Below are 18,410 nucleotides of genomic sequence, written 5' to 3'. Positions count from 1 at the left end.
AACCGCGCGCAAAGAGATTTGCGCGCGGTTTTACTTTAGGCCTTGATAAAATCTGTTGCGGCGTAGCCTTGCATGTAAAGAAGCGCCGTTAGATCACCGTGATTGATCCGATGCTTGGCTTGCGCTTGCACTGTAGGTTTCGCGTGTAATGCGACCCCCGCCCCTGCAAGTTGCAGCATCCCCAAATCATTTGCTCCATCGCCGACCGCCAAGACATCGGCAGGGGTAATCCCAAGCCGTGCTGTGATGTCATTCAAGGCCTCCACTTTGGCCTCGCGTCCCAAGATTGGATCAGTCACCTTGCCTGTCAGCTGACCGCCTTCGACGCAAAGCGTGTTTGCGCGGTGTTCGTCAAACCCAAGCCTATCTGCAATGGCCGCCGTGAAGGCCGTAAACCCCCCAGATACAAGCGCGGCATAGGCCCCATTTGCCTTCATAGTAGCCAAAAGAACGGGGCCGCCCGGCATAAGGTGAATGCGCTTTTCGAAAACATGGTTGATCACCGCGACATCGAGGCCCTTGAGCAGGCTCACACGTTCGCGAAGCGCGCCTTCGAAATCCAATTCGCCATTCATCGCGCGGGCGGTAATCTGGGCCACGCGCGGGCCAACACCCGCCTCGGCGGCCAATTCATCAATGCATTCTTGGCGGATCATGGTCGAATCCATATCCGCCAGCAGCATTTTCTTGCGCCGCCCTTCTTGGGGTTGCAAAACCATATCCACACCTTCGACCTGAAGGCTGGCCCAGATGTCTTCGAAATTGGTGAGCGCTTGCGAAATAGTGAATTCTGCCGCTGTGTTTGGGTTCAGCCACACAGCATCACCGCCGCCCAATGCATTGCGGAGGCTTGCCACCAATTCTGGTTCCAAATGGATTGCGGGATTGGTGATTAATGTGACAACAAACATGGCTTTGTCCCTTTGGGGATATGGCGAAAGTCCATTGATCCTATAGGAAATGTCCTTGGTCTTGGCCAGTCAACAATCACTTTGGGTGCGCAAGCGGCAATTTTGCGTTAGCTTGGGCCAAAGATTGGCTTGGTAAGGGGCAGATTTGGCATGATCCGCGCTGTGATTGGACTGATACTGGGCGCGCTTCTCGCATTGAGCGCCGTGATCGTCCTCGAGCGGGATCGCGCAGATATCGTGCAGCAGCAGATGCTATGGGGTGACACCCCAGTGACTTGGATGCAGCGCCCTGCATCCACCGGGCCGGTCATTATAATTGCGCATGGTTTTGCAGGGTCACGCCAACTGATGCAGGCCTACCAAATATCTTTGGCCAAAGCGGGTTACGTGACCTTTAGCTTCGATTTTGAGGGGCATGGCCGCAATCGCCAACCGATGCGCGGCGATGTCACCGCGATAGATGGCACAACCCGTTATTTGATAGAGGAACTGGCCCGCGTCACGGATCGCGCCATTGACGCGGTCGGGCAGGCAAACGGGCTGGCCTATTTGGGCCATTCGATGGCCAGTGATATCATCATCCGCCAAGCGATAGAGGATCCGCGTGTTGCGACCACCGCTGCATTATCGGTCTTTTCCTTGGCGATTACGCCTGGCGAGCCGCGCTCGCTCCTGATGATCAATGGCCAATGGGAGGCAGGATTGCGCGCGGCGGCGCAATCGGTGATGCAACAAATCGGCGCAAGCGAAGGTGATCGCATTCGCGATGTGACAGGTTTTGCCCGCGCGGCCCTTGTTGCGCCGATGACCGAGCATGTCGGCATTCTCTATTCCCGCGCGGCCATTGCCGAGGTGATTGCGTGGTATGATGCAGAATTTGGCATCACCCGCGCAAGCCCGCCCTCTATCGCGCCCTATGGTGCAATAATTTTGGGCGGGTTTGCGGGGATTGTGATGGCCCTCGGTGGGCTTGCGACATTGGGATTTGGCGGAAAAGCAAGGCGGGTTTTGCCAATTGCGCCGCGCGCCTTTTGGTTGGCGGCGCTTCTGCCCGCCCTGATAACGCCTGTGGTTTTACGGGGGGCATCTCTGCCATTTTTGCCTGTCATTGTTGCCGATTACCTTGCGCTGCACATTGCCCTTTATGGGGGGGTTGCGATTGCGATTTTGTTGATCACAGGTCATGGTTCGGTGATTTTTCCAACCCCGCGCCGGGTTTTGCGCAGCCTGTGGATTGGGATCGGGTTTGGCGCTGTCGCACTTGGTCTTATGGGTCTTTATCTGGATCGCTATGTCGGCAGTTTTTGGGCAGGAGGCGCACGCCTGCTGCCATTTGTGATGATTTTAATCGGCGCATTGCCGGCGATGATTGCGGATGCGGCGCTGATTTCCGCCGCCCGCGCGCCGATATGGAAACGGATTTTGGTGCGTTTTGCCTTTTTGGCATCGCTTGGCCTTGCGGTCGCATTGGATTTTGATCGGATGTTGTTTTTGATCCTGATCTTGCCTGTGATCCTATTGTTTTATGCCAGTTTTGGCTTTGTCTATGGCCGATTGGGGCGGGGACAGGCGGCAGTTATTGGCATGGGTTTGGCGCTTGGGCTGTCTTTGGCTTGGGCGCTGGCAGCCAGCTTCCCGCTGTCTCAGGCGGGTTAATACCCCGTCATCTCCATATATCCGCGCCCTAGATGGCTGCCTGTGCTAAAAATAGGCCCCTCCCAGTAGGGGATTGTTCCGCCCATCCATGCATCGGGATTGAGCGCGTTCGTGCGGATATCTAGACCCTGTTCTGGCAGGGTGATGTGCCACCCGACAGGCAAAACCCGCCCTGCCACCTCATGTGTCACAATAGGCGTAATGCGGAGTGCGCCATCACCATAAGCGGTGGGTTGGCCATTTGCCGAGATCCATGTGGCCGAGGTAAATCGGGTCTCATCGCGGCTGCGCAATGAGAAACCCATGAGCTTTTCACCCGTTTCAAAATGAAGCGACACCCAATCCCATCCCGCTTGATCCGCTGCCAATGGTTGCGATGACCATTCGCGATCAAGCCATGCTTGTCCTGACACTTGCCGTGCCCCATCGGGCAAGGTGATGGTTCCGCTGACCTCGTAAAACGGTTGAGAGTAGTAATAGCTTGCCTGACCTTCATTCGATTTCACCGAAAACCCATTCATCCCATGGCGCACCAGCGGGCCATGAGGCGTGAGGGTGAGGTCATATGCGAATGTGTCGCCGCGCGCGCTGACAATGATCTGGTCAAGTGCATCGGTCTCTGATGCAGTGTTTAGAGACTGTAACCCCCAATCATCAATCCAGACCTCAAGCAGATTTTTGGTTAGTAATGCCCCCGCTTGGCCCGTGCCACCACGGGCATAGCGTTCGCTGTGGTAATGCTGATCAGGCAGGGTGACAGCGGCATGGCCGAGCCAGATTTGCCCGTCTTCCCACGCATTGATTTGACCATCAGCGGGGCGGGTTGCATTGCGAAACACAGTCCATTGCGCCCCAAGCGGGTTTCCTGCGGCATCGGTTAGATTGGCGGTCAGATACCACCACTCGATTCGATAATCGGGGTGAGCCGTGTGATCCTGTGGAAATGTGATCGGTCGGTTCGGATCGACCGCCGCATATCCTTCGGCGCTGAGGCCAAGCCCCGCGAAACCCTGAGCATGGGCGACAGGGGCAATCCATATAAAAACCAATGCAAGTAGCGACCTAGCGTTCATGGGCGAATAGTCCAAGCAATCGCTGGGGTGAGAGACGCGCCAATTGCCATGCGGGCCATAGGGCGGCAATCGCCGCAGCCGCTGCCGCCAAAGCGCATAGTTTGATCAGATCCGCAGGAAAGACTTGCAGTGGCAGGCGCCATCCAAAGGCCTCAACATTGATGATGGCCAAAAGGTAATGTGCCAAAGCAAAACCCAAAGGCAGCGCAAAAATGGCGCAGAAGCTGGCAAAGGCGATAACCCGCAAAAATTCGGCCCAGGCAAGGTTCCGCCGCCGTTGTCCTGCAGCCCAGATCGGAGCTATTTGCGCAAGACGCATTTCAGACAGGGTCAAGAGGCTTGTGAACATGGCGAACCCTGCGACCCCAAGGGTCAGCGCATTCAGCGCGTAGGTCACTTGAAAAGTTTGTTCGAACACCTGTAGCGAGATGTCTTTCACCGCCGCTTGATTGATCATGGATTGCGGAGAGAGGCCTGTAGCCTCTGTGATGTCTGCCGCTAAATCTGTGACCGTTGCAGGATCAGTGCGCAGCGCAAAGCGCAAAGGCGGGGATTCGGGGAAGAGCGTCTTAAACAGATCAAGTCCAATGATCGCCTGCCCCTCGGGGTTTCCATAATCTGAATAAATCCCAAGGATTGGCAGGGTGAGGCTTGGGGTTACATCAAAATCTTGACCCAGCTCCAACCTTTCGCGGCGGGCGAGTTGTTCGTTGATCACAACAGCTTGACCTTCGGCCATCTGTGACCACGCGTCAGGCAGGGCCTCGAGAAATGGCCAGTGATCCCGATATGTGGCGTGATCCACCAGCCCATGCAATTCGGCGGGCAATCCTCCAAATCGCATATCTGTTAGGGCGAAGGGCAAAATCGCGTCAACACGCGGTGTAAGATAGTCGGTGATACGCGCTGCTTGTTCGGGTGAAGCGGTGGTCAAATACAGCTCGGACGCAAGCCGTTGATCCAACCAGCCTGTAAAGGTTGCTCGAAACGAGCCAACCATGGTGGATACGCCAATATTCGTTGAAAGCGCCAATAAAAGCGCCATCAAAGATAGGGATAAGGCAGGCAAAGACATACGCATATCAGCTAAGGCCCAGTGCATAAACGGGGCCCTGACCCGTGTTGCGATGCCCGCCAAAAGCACCGATAGGCCAAAGGGCAAAACCAAAGCACCCCCCAATAAGAGCGCAGCCAAACCGATAAACCCCATCATCAGGCCGCTGCCAAAGATCACAACAAGGCCAGATAGGACCAAAAGGCCTAGGCCTAAAAGGGCTTGGATAAGGCGTAAGGCGGCACTGGTTTGTGCCCATGAATTCGGTGTCGCTGATCGCAAGATCGGCAAGCGAGCCACCCGCCAAAGCGCAGATGCCCCCGCAATCGCGGCCCCGATCACGGACATGGCTAGGGCAGCAACGGCCCACATCGGATCAAATTGCAGCACTGCGCCGATATCGGCGCCGTATAGCCCCCGAAGGCTTGCGGAAACCTCTGGCAAAAGAGTTGCTGCCAAACCATACCCTAAACCAAGACCAAGGATGCCTGACACAAGTGCGAAAACCCCAAGTTCTCCAGCCAAGAGCACAATTAACCCACCTAATGGCACGCCAAGCGCGCGCAAGGCCCTCAGGCTTGTGCGGCGTTGCTCGAAGGCCAGACCAATGGTGGCGTGGGTGATGAACAAACCCACAGCAAAGGCAAGAAAGCCAAAGGCCGTTAGGTTGAGATGAAAGCTATCTGTCAGGCGTGCCAGATCATTGCTGGTTTCGGCCTGCTGAAGGATCAAGTCACCGCGTGAGGCAAGCCAAGTGTCAATCTGCGCAAGGCCAAAAGGCTGGGGTGCTGAGACAATCAACGCGGTTGGCCCCATCTCACCCACAAGCTGTGCGATTGTTGCGATGTCGCCGATGACCAAGCCCGTTGCGAGCGTGTCATCATAGCCGGCATTGCCCAAGATTGTGCGCGCGTGCTCGGTCAAATCAGGGGGCAGGCCGCGGGATGCCGTGTCTGATGTCATCAACACCTGACCGCCCAGAAGAATATCCGTCACGGGGATGCTGCCAGATTGCAGGCGTTCGGGAAGTGCTGCGACTGGCAAGGTTAGAGGGTCAATCCCAAGCACACGTAAAGCATTTGGGCCAGAGCCAAGCCGTGCCTCAAGAAGCGGTGAAACAAGATAGCCCGCGCGGCGCAATTCGGAAAAGATCGCTTGATCCATAGCGCTGCCATCTTGGCGCAAGATGCGGTCAAATTGATCTTGTCCCAATAAATTCGCGGCGCGGGCATAGCTTGCGCGCGCTTCAGCGTTGAGGGCCTGAACCCCCGACCACAGTGCCGTTGCCAGTGCAAGCCCCGCAATCAGCGCAAAAACCTGCAAAGGATGTCTGCGCCAATGGCTCAAAAGCGCCGATAGGGTGGTCAGGATCAAGGCGTGGTTCATGGATCGAATGCCTGCAACTGCCCGCGTGAGAGATGTCGGCGCGTCTCGCAGGCGGCGGCAATGCGCGCCGAATGGGTGACCATCAAAAGACCCGCCCCGCTTTCTGCGATCAGTCGTAAAAAAAGTGATAGCACCGTTTGGCCATTTTCTTCGTCAAGGTTTCCCGTTGGCTCATCCGCAAGGATAAGGTCAGGGCGAAGTGCCAAGGCACGGCCAACGGCAACGCGCTGTTGTTGTCCGCCTGAAATCTCCTCTGGATAGCGCGCCAAAAGCGTCTCTAAGCCTAGGTTTTGTGATAGATGCGCGATCCAATCGCGATCATATCGACCCGCGAGCCGCGCTTGGAAGGAAAGGTTGTCACCAATGGTCAAAGCGGGGATCAGGTTGAACTGTTGAAAGACCAGACCAATCGACTGACGCCGAATGGCGGCCAAGCCCCCATCATCCAATTTCGTAATATCTTGGCCCTTGATCAGAATTTCGCCGTGATCGGGCCGTTCTAGACCTGCCACCAAGTGAAGCAGGGTAGACTTTCCCGCCCCGCTTTCCCCCGTCAATGCAAGGCTCTGGCCTGCGCTCAGTTGTAAGGACAGGTCGTTCAAGACAGTGACCTGACCTTCACCGCTCTCAAAGGATTTTGAGACATTGCGCAGTTCTAATAGCATAATTCACCCGTGAGCTGTCGTGACAAAACATAGGCCGTTTTGCCCCGTTGCACAGCGCGGCGGGCTAGCGCAGGCGCAAGGGCAGATCGAAATTATATCGTGCGGCGCGAATCCCGTCTGGTGCGGGTGGATATGGGCTTGCCTCTGCCACAAAAGCTAAGAGGGCTGTGTCCAAATCAGCTTGGCCCGTGCCCGCCAGAATTCGAACATCATGAAGGCGGCCATCGGCATCAATCACAAGCCGCAAGGTTGCTGCGCCGCGCCCGCGTGGGCGGCTGGGGCTGCGTTCTAATTGACGTAAAATTCCGCTGCCCCAATGGGACATCAAGCGCATGATCACATCCTGATCTTCGCTGTTTGTGACGGCGGTTGTGGTGGTTGGTGCGGCCTCGGCCCCACCGCTTGCGCGTGTTGCAGGGCGCGGTGCGGGGGCGGTGGGCGTTGGCGCGTTTGGAACCTCAGGTTCTAGCGCGGGTGCCGCCTCTTGCAGTTGCGGTGCCAACTCAGGACGGCTTTCGGTCAGGTTTGGCGGTGCAAGCGGTGCAATTTCTGGGCGCATGGGCGCAAGTGGGGCAGCCATCGGTGGAACGTCCGGTATGACTTGGCTGAGTTCGGGCGGCCGTGACCATTGATCAACAAGGGCCGCCAAATCTTGCGGGGCCGCCGAAAGCGACAGTTGCGCATGCCCGTGATCGCCTGCCGCTTCATCCCCGACCATGTTTTGCGGCGCCCCTGCGCCAATCCAAGTAGCAGCACCCAGATGCAGCCCAAGCGATAGGGTAAGAAACCCAAATATTTGCGCGCCAAGTCGGATCATAGGGCACCCCCTGCGCGGGTGATGAGGTCGACACGCCCCACACCAATCGCGGCAAAATCTGCCAAAGCGCGCGCCAGATCTTGGGCGGGTAAGGTGGCATCCAGCGCAAGTTTCAGGGTAAATTCAGTCTCTGCGCCCCGTAACAGAGCCGACCGAAGTTCCGCCAACACAGCCGCGCGGCCCTGTTCGGCACCATAGTGCCACAAACCATCCGCCGCGATATACAGCACCGCCTCGCGCGCGGGATCTGATGCTTCGGCTAAGGGTGACACGGGCAGGGTCAGTTCCACAGGCGGCTTGGCGCGTAAGGTTGCGCTGGTGAGAAAGAAGATCAAAAGCAAAAAGACGACATTGATCATCGGCACCATATCAAGATCGGCCAAGTGTCGTCTGCTGCGGCCTTGTGCGGGGTCAAGTCTCATTCAATCACCGCAAGATTGTCTAAACCGCCCGCCCGCAACGCAGCCATCAAGGATAACAACTGTTGAACCGTTGCACCCGCCTCAGGACGCAGAATGATTTTTTGTGCGGCTTCTGATCCATCTTCTTGGATCAGGTTGTGCAATGCGGGGATGAGATCAGCGGCATCTATGACCTGCCCATTGAGCATTAGATGATCGGCCCCGAGTGTAACCAAACGCGGCGGGCCTTCATAAATCATGGTGGTGCTTGCGGTGGGCGCGGCGGGACGCATCGATACGGTGCTGTCGCGGCCCATTTGTGCGGCGAGCATGAAAAAAATCAACAACAGGAACACCACATCAATCATCGGCGCAAGGCTAGCCTTGCGTCTGCCGATGCGGGGTTGGTGAAAGTCTAACCTCATGCCGCTGGGCCTTTGATTGCAAAAATACGCGTGGCGATATCTTCAAAGCTGTGGCGCATTTTGTCATGGATCGTGTCGAACCATGTCAGGCACATCGCAACTGGGATCGCCACGGCCATGCCTGCGGCGGTGGTTAAAAGGGCGGCCCAAATCCCCCCTGCAAGCGTGGCAGGGTCGGCATTCCCGCCCTCAAGCTGAAGGGCTTGGAACGCGTCAATCATGCCCAAAACCGTGCCCAACAGGCCCAAAAGTGGCGCAATCGTCACAACCAGTTCCAAGGCACGCAACCCTGCGCTGATCTCTTGAAGCCGCGCGCGGGCGATGCGGGCAATTTCTTCCTTTCGGCTGCTTTCATCCCAGTCGGGGCTTTCGCGCAGGCGGATCGCATCACGGGCAAATTCTGCGCGCATCCCGCTACGCGCCGCAAGCACGACGCTGAAATCCTCACCTGCGCACCACTGCGAGATTGCCGCATCGGTGTTTTGCCCTGAGCGAAGCGCGCCAAGGCGCAAAAGCTGACTGATCTTCCACAGGATCACAGCAAGGCTGACCACCGAAAGCGCTGCAATCAACATAAGGATTGGGCCGCCTTTGAGAAGTAATTCGATCATGCCGTTGCCTCTTCGCTGAGATAGGTGTCGCAGGCTGTCCGCACGGTATCATAAACCACGCGTCCCAATGCGTGACCGATTTCTGTGTGCAGTCCTGCATAGGCGTGGTGCCGATCTTCGCCTTGGACGCAGGCCAAGGTCAGGCAATCCGTGCCTGTTCCTGTGGCAATGACGGGCGCGCCGCTGACCATGACCTCATAGCGCGCCTCCATGACGGCGGCTGTGCGCGCCTCGGCCATGATGGTCAGTGCTTCAATCATCGCGGTTTCACTCAGGCACTGATTAAGACGGGCAGCAATGTTGATCGTGCCATACTCCTCGGGGTGGGCAAGGCGGCGATGGCCGATGCGTTCGGCATTTGACAGGCCAAGGGTCACCAATGCCTCTGCTTTTGTCTGACCAACCACTGCCGTGTCAAAATGGTGAAAGTGGATATCGCGCGATGTCAGCATCGCGATTGCCTGATCCGCTTGGTCAAGTCTCTCGTCAACTTGGCCCTCCAACCACGAGATCACATCAAAATCGGGCTGCAAATCTGCATTGCGCACCTCGCGCCACGCAATCTGTTGGGCAGAGACGAAACCGCCCCGATAGGGGGCAAAGCTGAGACAGGCATGCGGTTTGCCGAGATGCCAAATCAGCCATGGATGAGTCAGGGTCGCGGTCATTCGACAACCTCCAAGGCTTGAAAGATCAGGCCCTGTTCTGATCGGGTGATATGCGCAGTGATGCCGAAAACGCGGCGAAGATGATCTTCGGTCAACACTTCCTCGGGCGGGCCTTCTGCAATTTTTTGGCCGCGATCCATCAGGATCAATCGATCACAAAACCGCGCCGCAAGGCCCAGATCATGCAGCGAGACCAGCGCGGCCTTGCCGCTTTGCGTCAGGCTTTGCAGATGCGCCAGCGTGGCAATCTGGTGACGCGGATCAAGCCCTGCAACGGGTTCATCGGCCATGATCAGCGGGCAGTTTTGTGCAAGTGCCCGCGCCATAAGCACGCGCGCCTGCTCACCGCCTGACAGGGCCGTGGCAGGGCGGGTGGCAAACCCCGTCAAATCCATTGCGGCCAAGGCGTCAGAGACGGCGGCGTGATCTTCGGCCCGTGGGGATTGCCCCGCGCCTAAATGTGGAACGCGGCCCAGCATAACCAAGGTTTCCACTGATACAGGCCATGCAATTTCGCGGGTTTGCGGCAGCCATGCGACAGCACGGGCGCGCGCATTGACTGGCAATGCGCTCAGCGATGAGTGGCCTTGATGCGGCAAAAGTCCAAGCGCGCCACGCATCAAGGTGGTCTTTCCTGCGCCATTGGGGCCAATCAGGCCAACCAAATCGCCTGCCCGCAATTCAGTGCTGATCTGATCCACAACAGGGCATTCCCCGCGATAGACAGTAAAATCCTGCAAGCTGAGACATGATGTGGTCATAGCTCGGCCCGCCTTGTGCGATAGATCAAATGCAGGAAAACGGGCGCGCCGATGATGGCCATGACCACACCCAATTTTAGGTCACGATCGGGCAGGATAATGCGCGCGGCGATATCTGCTGCCAAGACAAGTGCCGCGCCCCCAAGCGCCGATGCGGGCAAAAGCCGTGAGGGGCGTGCGCCCACAAATGGCCTAAGAATATGCGGGACAACGAGCCCGACAAATCCAATCGCCCCAACCACGGATGTCGCCGCCCCTGTGCAGGCCGCGACCCCTAAAACCAAAACCCACCGCAAGCGGGTCAGGTTGATCCCTAAGGATGCGGCCGCATCTTCGCCCAAGATCAACGCATCTAACCCGCGTGACGTGGACAAGATCAATATCCATCCCACCACCATAAAGGGCAGGGCAATGGTGATATGAGAAAAGCTGCGATCTGCCAATGATCCCAACATCCAAAAGACGATTTCGGACGTTGCAAAAGGGTTTGGCGACAGGTTCAACACAAGTGACGTCAGGGCCGCAGCCAACGCGCTGATTGCGATCCCTGCAAGGATAAGGGTAAGTGACCCACCCCGTGGCCCCGCCAAAAGCAGCAGCAGCACCACGGCAACGCCTGCCCCGAAGAGCCCAAAAAACGGCAAAGCAAACATCATCTGTGCGGCCAGACCCGTTTGTAAGGTGACCACTGCCCCCAGTGCGGCCGAGGAGGATACACCGATCAATCCAGGTTCGGCCAATGGATTGCGCAGATAGCCCTGCAAGGCCGCCCCTGAGAGCCCCAAACTTATCCCAACCATGATCGCAAGTAAGGCACGCGGCAGGCGGATTTCTTGCATCACAAGGCTGACAGCATCGCCTGTGTCGCCGAAGAGCGCGGAAAGGCTGTCGGCAATAGAAAACCCAGCGGGGCCGATCAAGAGCGAGGCCAAAGTCAAAAGCCCCATCATCAGGCCAAGACCTGTGAAAAGCAGTTTTTGCGACACCCCGCTCATCCCTCCATCCTCGCGCGAAGGGCGCGCAAATCTTGGATCGCGCGCAGGACGACAGGGGTGCCACAGACCCAATCCGCATTGGATTGCGTGCGCATCGCGCCAAGATGGGCGAGGGCGGGATGTGACATGACCTCTTCGGAACGGGAGTTGCCTGAATAAAGCTCGGCATGGATGAGCAGATCGGGCTGCGCCAATGTTAACAATTCCAGATCAAGCCGCCCTGATCGGCTGCGCCCCATTTCTTCGGCAATGTGACGAAACCCTGCAATCGTGATGATTTCATGGCTGAGCGTGCCTGTGCCAAGGCTATAGCTGTTGGGGTAGTAAAACGCTGCACGCGGGCCAGTCGGCGCCGCGCGTAATCGTGTCAAATCTGCCTCGAATGCATCTGCCAACTCGCCCGCGCGGGCGGTTTGGTGAAGAATTTCCCCCATCTCGCGAATGCGGTCACTGACCTGATCAAGATTGGAGACAATATCAATCTGCACTGTGGCAATGCCAAGGCGGCGCAGCATATCCAAGACCACAGGATCGGAATATCGCCCCGCCACGACCAGATCAGGGCGCATGAGGAAGATTTCCTCTGCCTGCCCGTGGTTGATGGGATAGGCCCGCGCCGCCCCTGCCATAGGTGACATATTGGGATCGGTCGCAATATCGGACACCGAGATCAACTGCCCCTCATCGGCAAGCATCATGGCCAGTTGATCGGTGCAAAGGTTCATAGACACCACACGCAAAGGTGCGGTTTGGGCATCGGCGGCACTGGTAACCATCAGCGCCGCCATGCAAAGCGATATGAGCCTAAAACGTGCCACGAACCCCGATATAAAATGCGCGGTCGGATGTGCCGTAACCGCGGGTGGTTTGGTATTGCTCATCTGTTAGGTTATCAATGCGCATGAACAGATCAGCACCATTGGCCAAGGTGTAGGTCAGGTTGGCGTTGAGAACTGTGTAGTCTTCAAGCGGTGTTGTCGTATCAAGGCGATCAGAGACTGATTGCAGCGACAGGCCCGCAGTGGTTCGTTGCCCCAAGGGCGTGGACGCGCTCAACGATACATCATGGCGCGGCACGCGGGCGAGCCTTGCGCCATCTGCCGCGCGGGCATCTGTGGATGTATAATTCAGATCAATTTTTGCATCATTCAGGAAGATGTAAGAGAGGCCCAACTGATACCCATCGGTGCGACTTGTTCCAGGCACTTGGTTATAACCTGTGGTATATTGGATCAAATCCGTAATGCGGGTCTGAAACAGCCCTGCTTCAAAGGTTATTCTGCCTATGACGTGTTCAAATCCGATTTCAGCGGATTGGCTGGTTTCTGGCTGCAAGGCGGCGTTCGCGCCAAATGGCCCATATAGCTCGTTTAATGAAGGTGCGCGGAACCCCGTGCTAAGGGAGGCGCGCAGAAGGCTTGATGGGCCCGCTTGCCATGCAATCGCAACGCGACCAGTGGTTTTTGACCCATAGTCGGAATTGTCGGTCAACCGCGCAGAGATTGAGATATCAAGGTCTGTCAGGGGTGAGGTGAGCCATTCTGTAAAAACAGAATTGCTTTCGTAATCGGCGTGGATGGGGCTTGTATTATCGGTAGAAAAATACCGCTCCGTCATGGCCTCCGCGCCAATGCTGATCGTGTCACCATTGTCTAGCGATTGCACCCCCAAATAGGTTAGTTTCTCGCGCTGCCCCTCAAACAAGAAGCGCCGTCCAGCGGGCGCAGAGGGATCAGTGCGGGTTGTGCGCGAGGCTTCAATTCCAAATTCATGGGTGCTGCTGCCAAAATCAGCGAGCGCAAAAAGACGCGCTGCAAGCAGTTCATACTCGCTGAAACGTGCAGCGTCCCCACCAACACCGCCCGATGCGTCAAATTCAAAATTGGCATTCTGCGCCAAAACACTGGCGCCAAATGTTAGAGTATCTGTCGCCTGATACTCGCCGCGCAGGCTCAAGTCGGTCGATTCAAATCCATCCGCCTCCGCGTTGCCTGCGTTCTCATCTGCGGCTGAATAGCCTTCTGTATTTGTATTGCTCAGGCTCACGGCTAAGAACCCGCGCTCAAATCGGGTTCCATAAGTCAAACCTGTGCGCATTGTTTCGAAGCTGCCCACCTCAAGATTGTAACCAATCTCGCTACCAATTTCGTCAGGCGCATCGACTGTCGTGATGTTAACCGCGCCGCCAATGGCCCCAGAACCAAGAATTGCAGACTGTGATCCGTAAAGAACCTCAGCCGAGGCGATTCCAGAAGAGGTCAACTTTCCAAAATCAAATTGCGTCTGCGTTGAGGACGGATCCGTCACGTCAATTCCATTGATCCGGACAGGGATATATTTGCTGTCCAAGCCACGAATGCGGAGGGTTGCGCTGGTGCCGATGGGGCCTGATTGCGTTACGTTGACACCGGCGAGCGTTTCGAGAAATTCAGAGAATTGCAGACGACCGCCATTGGCCAAGTCGCGCGCGGTTAAGCGACTCACTCTAACCCCCGTCCGATCCCGCGCGACATCGGTGAGGCTTGCGGAAAAGACCAATTCATCAAGGGTGAATACATTTTGTGCGGCCAAGGGTGTGGCGGCGAGACCTGCGCACAGCGCGGCGAGGCTCAGTGTGGAAGAGGGGCGCATTTTTGCTCTCCAATTACGAATGGGTGGCAAGGCACATGCCTTGCGCAAAAGTGAATGGTCATTGGAGGGTTGGCCCTTCCGCAGACGGTGATTTGTGCCACCACTACGGAATTGTCCGTTGCCCGCTGCGCCCACCGCGCTTGGACAGGGTGATCACCTCGGCAGGTCTCCTGACTCGCGGGTCATTGTTTGATCGGGCCTTCCCGTGGCCCATCTGGGGCCGCAGTGGCATATGCCAATCGCACTCGCCGCTTACAGTTGCGGGGGCAGTCGCGGATTTACACCGCGTTCCCTTTTCACCCAATGTTGTCACCAACATTGAGACCGAAGCGAGATCGGTGTAACCTTTGGAGCCCTGCAACTCAAGGGTGAAAGCGACTGTCTGCCTCGGGAAAGCGGCGGCAAACTGTCTTAGGCTTAGGCGGTGGCTGCGCGCCGTTTTGGGCCGAACACGGCGGTAAGCGCCAAGATCAATCCCGAAACTGCTGCAATCATACCCGCGGCGCTGACGGAGTTCTCGAGGCCGATCCAAAGCGGGCCATATCCCGCCAAAACATATCCCAGACTTGACGAGAGCGTGGCAAAACCCACGCTCCACCAAATTTGACTGCGTAAACGATCGGTCATCAAACGCGCGGCGGCGGCGGGGCATATGAACATCGCGATCACGATGATAGAGCCTACGGCATCAAAGGCCGTGACGGCGGCCAAAGCCGCGACCATCACAAGGCCAAGACTGATGGCGCGCACGGGTAAGCCAAGGCTTTCGGCATAGCCTTCATCAAAGGTTGATAGGGTCAAAGGCCGCCAAAAGAGGATCAACAGCACAATAATCAGTGCCAAAGTCAGGGCCAGACGAGGCAGTTCTGGTGGCAGGGCCGCAAGCGCCACAGGATCAAGCAGCGAGGCCCATCCCCGCGCCTCAAGCCAGATCAGGCTTTCAAGGTTTCCCATCAGAGCGTGTTCGATATCCAAATGAACTGAAGACGCGCTGCTTTGCTCGAGAAGTAAAACACCAAGCGCAAATAATGTGGTGAATACCACGCCCATGATTGCGCCCACCTCAATGCGCGAGACACGTTTGATCACATCAATCATCACGACCGCGAAGAGGGCCGCAGCACCTGCGCCCAAAAGCATCGCCCAAGCGTCTAGGGCTTGTGTCACCAAAAAGGCCAGCACGATCCCTGGCAGAACGACATGGCTGATGGCATCGCCAATCAAAGCCTGCTTGCGCAGCACCAGAAAATTTCCAGGCAGGGCGCAGGCGATTGCCGCCAAAATGCCGATGAGAATCGGCGGAAGCGAAAGGGGCACGAATTCAGCGCCGTTCATGACGCGTCCTCCAATCTTGTGTCGATATGGGCCAACTCATCGCGGGTGAAGGCGCGGGATAGGTCGCTCAACCCGTCATGGCGCGACAGAAATTCGGCATAATCGGGTTTGCTGCGCAAATAGGCCAGACGCGCCTCATCGCGCTGTGCTGCTGTGGCTGCAGACTGGCCGCGTTCGGTCATCACTCCATCGGCACGCACATAACCTTCGCGCTGTAAAAGCTTGCGGGTATAGGGCTCCAGAATGCGATAGCCTTGGGCCAAGGCAAGCAAGCCCTGTCTGCGATGAACGCGGCGTTGAAATTTGCGGTGCCGCATCGCTGAGGCCAAGACCCCGCGTGCGGGCGCAACCAAAAGCGAAATGAGAAAAAATCCGGCTGCCACCAAAACGATAATGGCGCCAGTGGGCAAATCGGGGGCAAGGCTTGAAAGGCCCGCGCCAATCAGGCCCGATGACCCGCCAATTGCGCCCGCAATGGGCCAGATATAGGCGGCGCGGTTGCTCCAGAGACGCGCGGTGACAGGGGGGATGATCAGCAAGGCAACGATCAAGATCAGACCCACGATTTTCAACCCCGCAACGGTTACGGCTAAAACCAATGCCATGGCCGCCGCATCAATCAGGGGCACGTTCAATCCCAACGCGCGGGCAAAGTTTTCATCGAACGCCGTGAGGGTCATCGCCCGATGAAGAACAAGGCCCACCATGAAAACCAACGCGGCCCCGATTGCAATCATTTCAGCATCTTCACGCAGCATTGCAGCGGTTGAGCCGAGTAAGAGTTGGTCGAGGCCTGCTTGGCGGCCAGCGCTCATGTTTTGGATGAGGGTCAACATAACGACCCCCAACCCAAAGAAGCTCGACAAGACCGCGCCAATTGCGGCGTCCTCGGATAATCTTGTTCGGGATTTCAGAAAATTAACCGCCAATAGGCCAAGTGCCGCGCTGATCGTAGAGCCAAGCAATAAGCCCTCTAATGCGCGCCCAGTTCCGCCCAAGGCGACCATCACCATAAACCCCCCGCAGAGGCCAGGCAGGGTGGCGTGGCTGATCGCGTCCGATAGCAAGGCGCGTTTGCGCAGAAACATAAATGTTCCTGTCACCCCTGCGGCAAGGCCCAAAACGCCCGCGCCAAACATCACCAAAGCGACATTATAGGTCAGTGTGAAGGCCATAATTCCCATGTCTAATAGTGACCCGCTTCCCGCAATCGATCGATTTGCGCTGTTGCCAATCGCCCGCCATAGGCCTCTTGCAAATGTGCGGTAGTAAAGGCTTGGGCCACAGGGCCTTCTGTAATGAGGCGTGTGTTGATCATCGCGACATGGTCAAAATATGCGGTGACAGTTGATAGATCATGATGCACCGCAACAACCGTTTTGCCTGCATCTTTCAGCTTTTTGAGAACGGCAATGATCGCCGCTTCGGTCGCAGCATCTACACCTGCAAAAGGCTCATCCAAAAGGTAAAGATCAGCATTCTGGGCCAAGGCGCGGGCCAGAAAGACCCGCTGCTGTTGTCCACCTGACAATTGGCCGATTTGACGAGGGGCAAAGTCCTGCATCCCGACCCGTGCCAAAGCATCCTCGGCTATGGCCTGATCGTCACGGCGGATGCGGCGCAGAAGCCCTATTTTTCCATAAAGGCCCATTAAGACCACATCGCGCACATTCGCAGGAAAATCCCAATCGACACTGGCGCGCTGTGGCACATAGGCAATGCGGTGACGTTCAGAGGCCAGTGCGCGTCCGAAAATCGACACTTGCCCCGAGAGACGCGGAACGACCCCGAGCGCCGCTTTAAGTAAGGTCGATTTGCCTGCGCCATTTGGCCCGATGATGGCCGTCATCGAGCGGGGTGCCACCGTGAGATCGACCGAGAAAAGCGCGGGCTTTTCTCCATAGCTAACGCTGAGGCCGCGTATGGCCAGCGGGCTTTGCGGGTCGAGGGGTTGGTCGTTCTGATGAAGCCGTAACATGGCCAATTCCTTGCCGCTAAGGGGTTAACGCGCCATTCATTCCGCCTGCAGGGGCTGTGCCCCCAAGGGCGCGGGTGATGGTGGTGATGTTATGATCCAACATCCCGATATAGGTGCCTTCATAGCTGCCTTCTGGCCCAATAGCGTCTGAATAAAGCTCGCCCCCTATGGCGACCGCGTGACCCTGGGCAGCCGCACCTTCTTGGAGGGCGCGAATATTGCGGTCAGATACAGAGCTTTCTACAAAAATGGCCCCAATCTGGCGCGCCACCAGCGTGTCGACCAAGGTTGAGATTTGCAAAAGCCCTGCTTCTGATGCGGTCGAGATACCTTGGATGCCCAAAACCTCGAAATCAAAAGCGCGGCCAAAATAGCCAAAGGCATCATGGGCTGTGACCAGAACCCGTGCTGCTTCGGGAACGCTTGAGAGGCTGCTTTGGGCATAGGCGGCTAGGCGATCAATTTCGGCCAAATGCTGTGCGGCATTCGCTTCGAAAATCGCCGCGCCTTCGGGATATGATGCGCTCAATGCGTCGCGCACTGCTAAAACAACTGTACGCCATAGGGTCGGATCCATCCAGACATGGGGGTCAAATCGATCTTCATACTCTGGATGACTGCTCAATGTGTCCTGTGGGATAGCCTCTGCCACCGCGACAACAGTGCGGGATTGCGCAAGATCAAGCAGGAGCGGCTCAAGTTGCGCCTCAAGATAAAGCCCATTCCATAGGATCAGATCCGCATTCATTAATGCCAGAATATCCGAACGGGTTTGCCGAAAAGAATGCGGATCAACGCCCGCACCCATGAGGGTCTTTAATTCGATTAAATCGCCTCCGATCTGATTGGCGGCATCTGCGATCATCCCTGTGGTAGCGACCACTTTGATGGGTGCAGATTGCGCAAGAGCCGGGGTGGCCAGAAAGGGCAGCAGCATCACTGTCAAAATGCGTAGGAAACGCATGAAGGTTTCTCCAATATCGAAAGACATAGGCCCTTGCGGGCCATCATTGCCGCCACAATTATGATATTGATAATCATTC

General features: G+C 56.8%; 18 protein-coding genes and 1 riboswitch. Of the genes, 1 reads left to right on the top strand and 17 read right to left on the bottom strand.

Annotated features, from left to right (window positions below; genetic code table 11):
- Positions 1-35: 35 nt before the first annotated feature.
- Complete coding sequence (gene serB, locus AAC637_RS08195) at positions 36-911, bottom strand: phosphoserine phosphatase SerB (RefSeq protein ID WP_340303086.1); 876 nt, start codon at positions 909-911, stop codon at positions 36-38.
- Positions 912-1,061: 150 nt separating this feature from the next.
- On the opposite strand from serB, the gene AAC637_RS08190 reads away from it, so the two are divergent.
- Positions 1,062-2,567, top strand: coding sequence for an alpha/beta fold hydrolase (locus tag AAC637_RS08190; protein WP_340303085.1), 1,506 nt, complete (start codon positions 1,062-1,064; stop codon positions 2,565-2,567).
- Here AAC637_RS08190 and AAC637_RS08185 read toward each other — a convergent pair.
- From AAC637_RS08185 to AAC637_RS08110, 16 genes are all read right to left on the bottom strand, one after another.
- The gene (locus AAC637_RS08185) at positions 2,564-3,616 is read right to left on the bottom strand and encodes a lipocalin-like domain-containing protein (protein WP_340303084.1); all 1,053 of its coding nucleotides are present in this window, start codon (positions 3,614-3,616) and stop codon (positions 2,564-2,566) included. The two genes, AAC637_RS08190 and AAC637_RS08185, sit on opposite strands and share 4 nt — an antisense overlap.
- Before the next feature lie 13 nt (positions 3,617-3,629).
- Positions 3,630-6,080, bottom strand: coding sequence for an FtsX-like permease family protein (locus AAC637_RS08180; RefSeq protein ID WP_340303083.1), 2,451 nt, complete (start codon positions 6,078-6,080; stop codon positions 3,630-3,632).
- The gene (locus AAC637_RS08175; RefSeq protein ID WP_340303082.1) at positions 6,077-6,745 is read right to left on the bottom strand and encodes an ABC transporter ATP-binding protein; all 669 of its coding nucleotides are present in this window, start codon (positions 6,743-6,745) and stop codon (positions 6,077-6,079) included. The genes AAC637_RS08180 and AAC637_RS08175 overlap by 4 nt, the downstream gene beginning before the upstream one ends.
- Positions 6,746-6,809: 64 nt before the next feature.
- On the bottom strand, positions 6,810-7,562 hold the full coding sequence (locus tag AAC637_RS08170; RefSeq protein ID WP_340303081.1) for an energy transducer TonB: 753 nt from the start codon (positions 7,560-7,562) through the stop codon (positions 6,810-6,812).
- Positions 7,559-7,984 (bottom strand): ExbD/TolR family protein, encoded by a 426-nt coding sequence (locus tag AAC637_RS08165; RefSeq protein WP_340303080.1) that lies wholly within the window; start codon positions 7,982-7,984, stop codon positions 7,559-7,561. Before AAC637_RS08165 ends, AAC637_RS08170 begins: the two co-directional genes overlap by 4 nt.
- Complete coding sequence (locus tag AAC637_RS08160; RefSeq protein WP_340303079.1) at positions 7,981-8,388, bottom strand: ExbD/TolR family protein; 408 nt, start codon at positions 8,386-8,388, stop codon at positions 7,981-7,983. The genes AAC637_RS08165 and AAC637_RS08160 overlap by 4 nt, the downstream gene beginning before the upstream one ends.
- Positions 8,385-8,999, bottom strand: coding sequence for a MotA/TolQ/ExbB proton channel family protein (locus AAC637_RS08155; RefSeq protein WP_340303078.1), 615 nt, complete (start codon positions 8,997-8,999; stop codon positions 8,385-8,387). Before AAC637_RS08155 ends, AAC637_RS08160 begins: the two co-directional genes overlap by 4 nt.
- On the bottom strand, positions 8,996-9,667 hold the full coding sequence (locus tag AAC637_RS08150; RefSeq protein ID WP_340303077.1) for an adenosylcobinamide amidohydrolase: 672 nt from the start codon (positions 9,665-9,667) through the stop codon (positions 8,996-8,998). Before AAC637_RS08150 ends, AAC637_RS08155 begins: the two co-directional genes overlap by 4 nt.
- Complete coding sequence (locus tag AAC637_RS08145; protein ID WP_340303076.1) at positions 9,664-10,428, bottom strand: ABC transporter ATP-binding protein; 765 nt, start codon at positions 10,426-10,428, stop codon at positions 9,664-9,666. Before AAC637_RS08145 ends, AAC637_RS08150 begins: the two co-directional genes overlap by 4 nt.
- On the bottom strand, positions 10,425-11,414 hold the full coding sequence (locus AAC637_RS08140; protein WP_445322729.1) for a FecCD family ABC transporter permease: 990 nt from the start codon (positions 11,412-11,414) through the stop codon (positions 10,425-10,427). The genes AAC637_RS08145 and AAC637_RS08140 overlap by 4 nt, the downstream gene beginning before the upstream one ends.
- Before the next feature lie 5 nt (positions 11,415-11,419).
- On the bottom strand, positions 11,420-12,211 hold the full coding sequence (locus AAC637_RS08135) for an ABC transporter substrate-binding protein (RefSeq protein ID WP_340303074.1): 792 nt from the start codon (positions 12,209-12,211) through the stop codon (positions 11,420-11,422).
- Positions 12,212-12,227: 16 nt separating this feature from the next.
- Positions 12,228-14,054: a TonB-dependent receptor plug domain-containing protein gene (locus AAC637_RS08130; protein ID WP_340303073.1), complete on the bottom strand. Its 1,827-nt coding sequence runs from the start codon at positions 14,052-14,054 to the stop codon at positions 12,228-12,230.
- Between the two features lie 143 nt (positions 14,055-14,197).
- Positions 14,198-14,398, bottom strand: a riboswitch (cobalamin riboswitch).
- 73 nt (positions 14,399-14,471) lie between these two features.
- A complete protein-coding gene (locus AAC637_RS08125) occupies positions 14,472-15,389 on the bottom strand; it encodes a metal ABC transporter permease (RefSeq protein ID WP_340303072.1) in 918 nt (305 codons plus the stop codon).
- A complete protein-coding gene (locus AAC637_RS08120) occupies positions 15,386-16,564 on the bottom strand; it encodes a metal ABC transporter permease (protein ID WP_445322720.1) in 1,179 nt (392 codons plus the stop codon). Before AAC637_RS08120 ends, AAC637_RS08125 begins: the two co-directional genes overlap by 4 nt.
- 11 nt (positions 16,565-16,575) lie before the next feature.
- Positions 16,576-17,367 (bottom strand): metal ABC transporter ATP-binding protein, encoded by a 792-nt coding sequence (locus tag AAC637_RS08115; RefSeq protein WP_340303070.1) that lies wholly within the window; start codon positions 17,365-17,367, stop codon positions 16,576-16,578.
- A 16-nt stretch (positions 17,368-17,383) separates the two neighbouring features.
- Positions 17,384-18,331: a metal ABC transporter solute-binding protein, Zn/Mn family gene (locus tag AAC637_RS08110; protein WP_445322719.1), complete on the bottom strand. Its 948-nt coding sequence runs from the start codon at positions 18,329-18,331 to the stop codon at positions 17,384-17,386.
- Between the last annotated feature and the right edge of the window lie 79 nt (positions 18,332-18,410).

Origin of the sequence: Roseobacter sp. HKCCD7870, from assembly GCF_037830315.1 — a bacterium.
Taxonomy (GTDB): domain Bacteria; phylum Pseudomonadota; class Alphaproteobacteria; order Rhodobacterales; family Rhodobacteraceae; genus M30B80.
The sequence above is the reverse complement of the archived record's forward strand: the minus strand, read 5'-3'. Positions and strand labels throughout refer to the sequence as shown.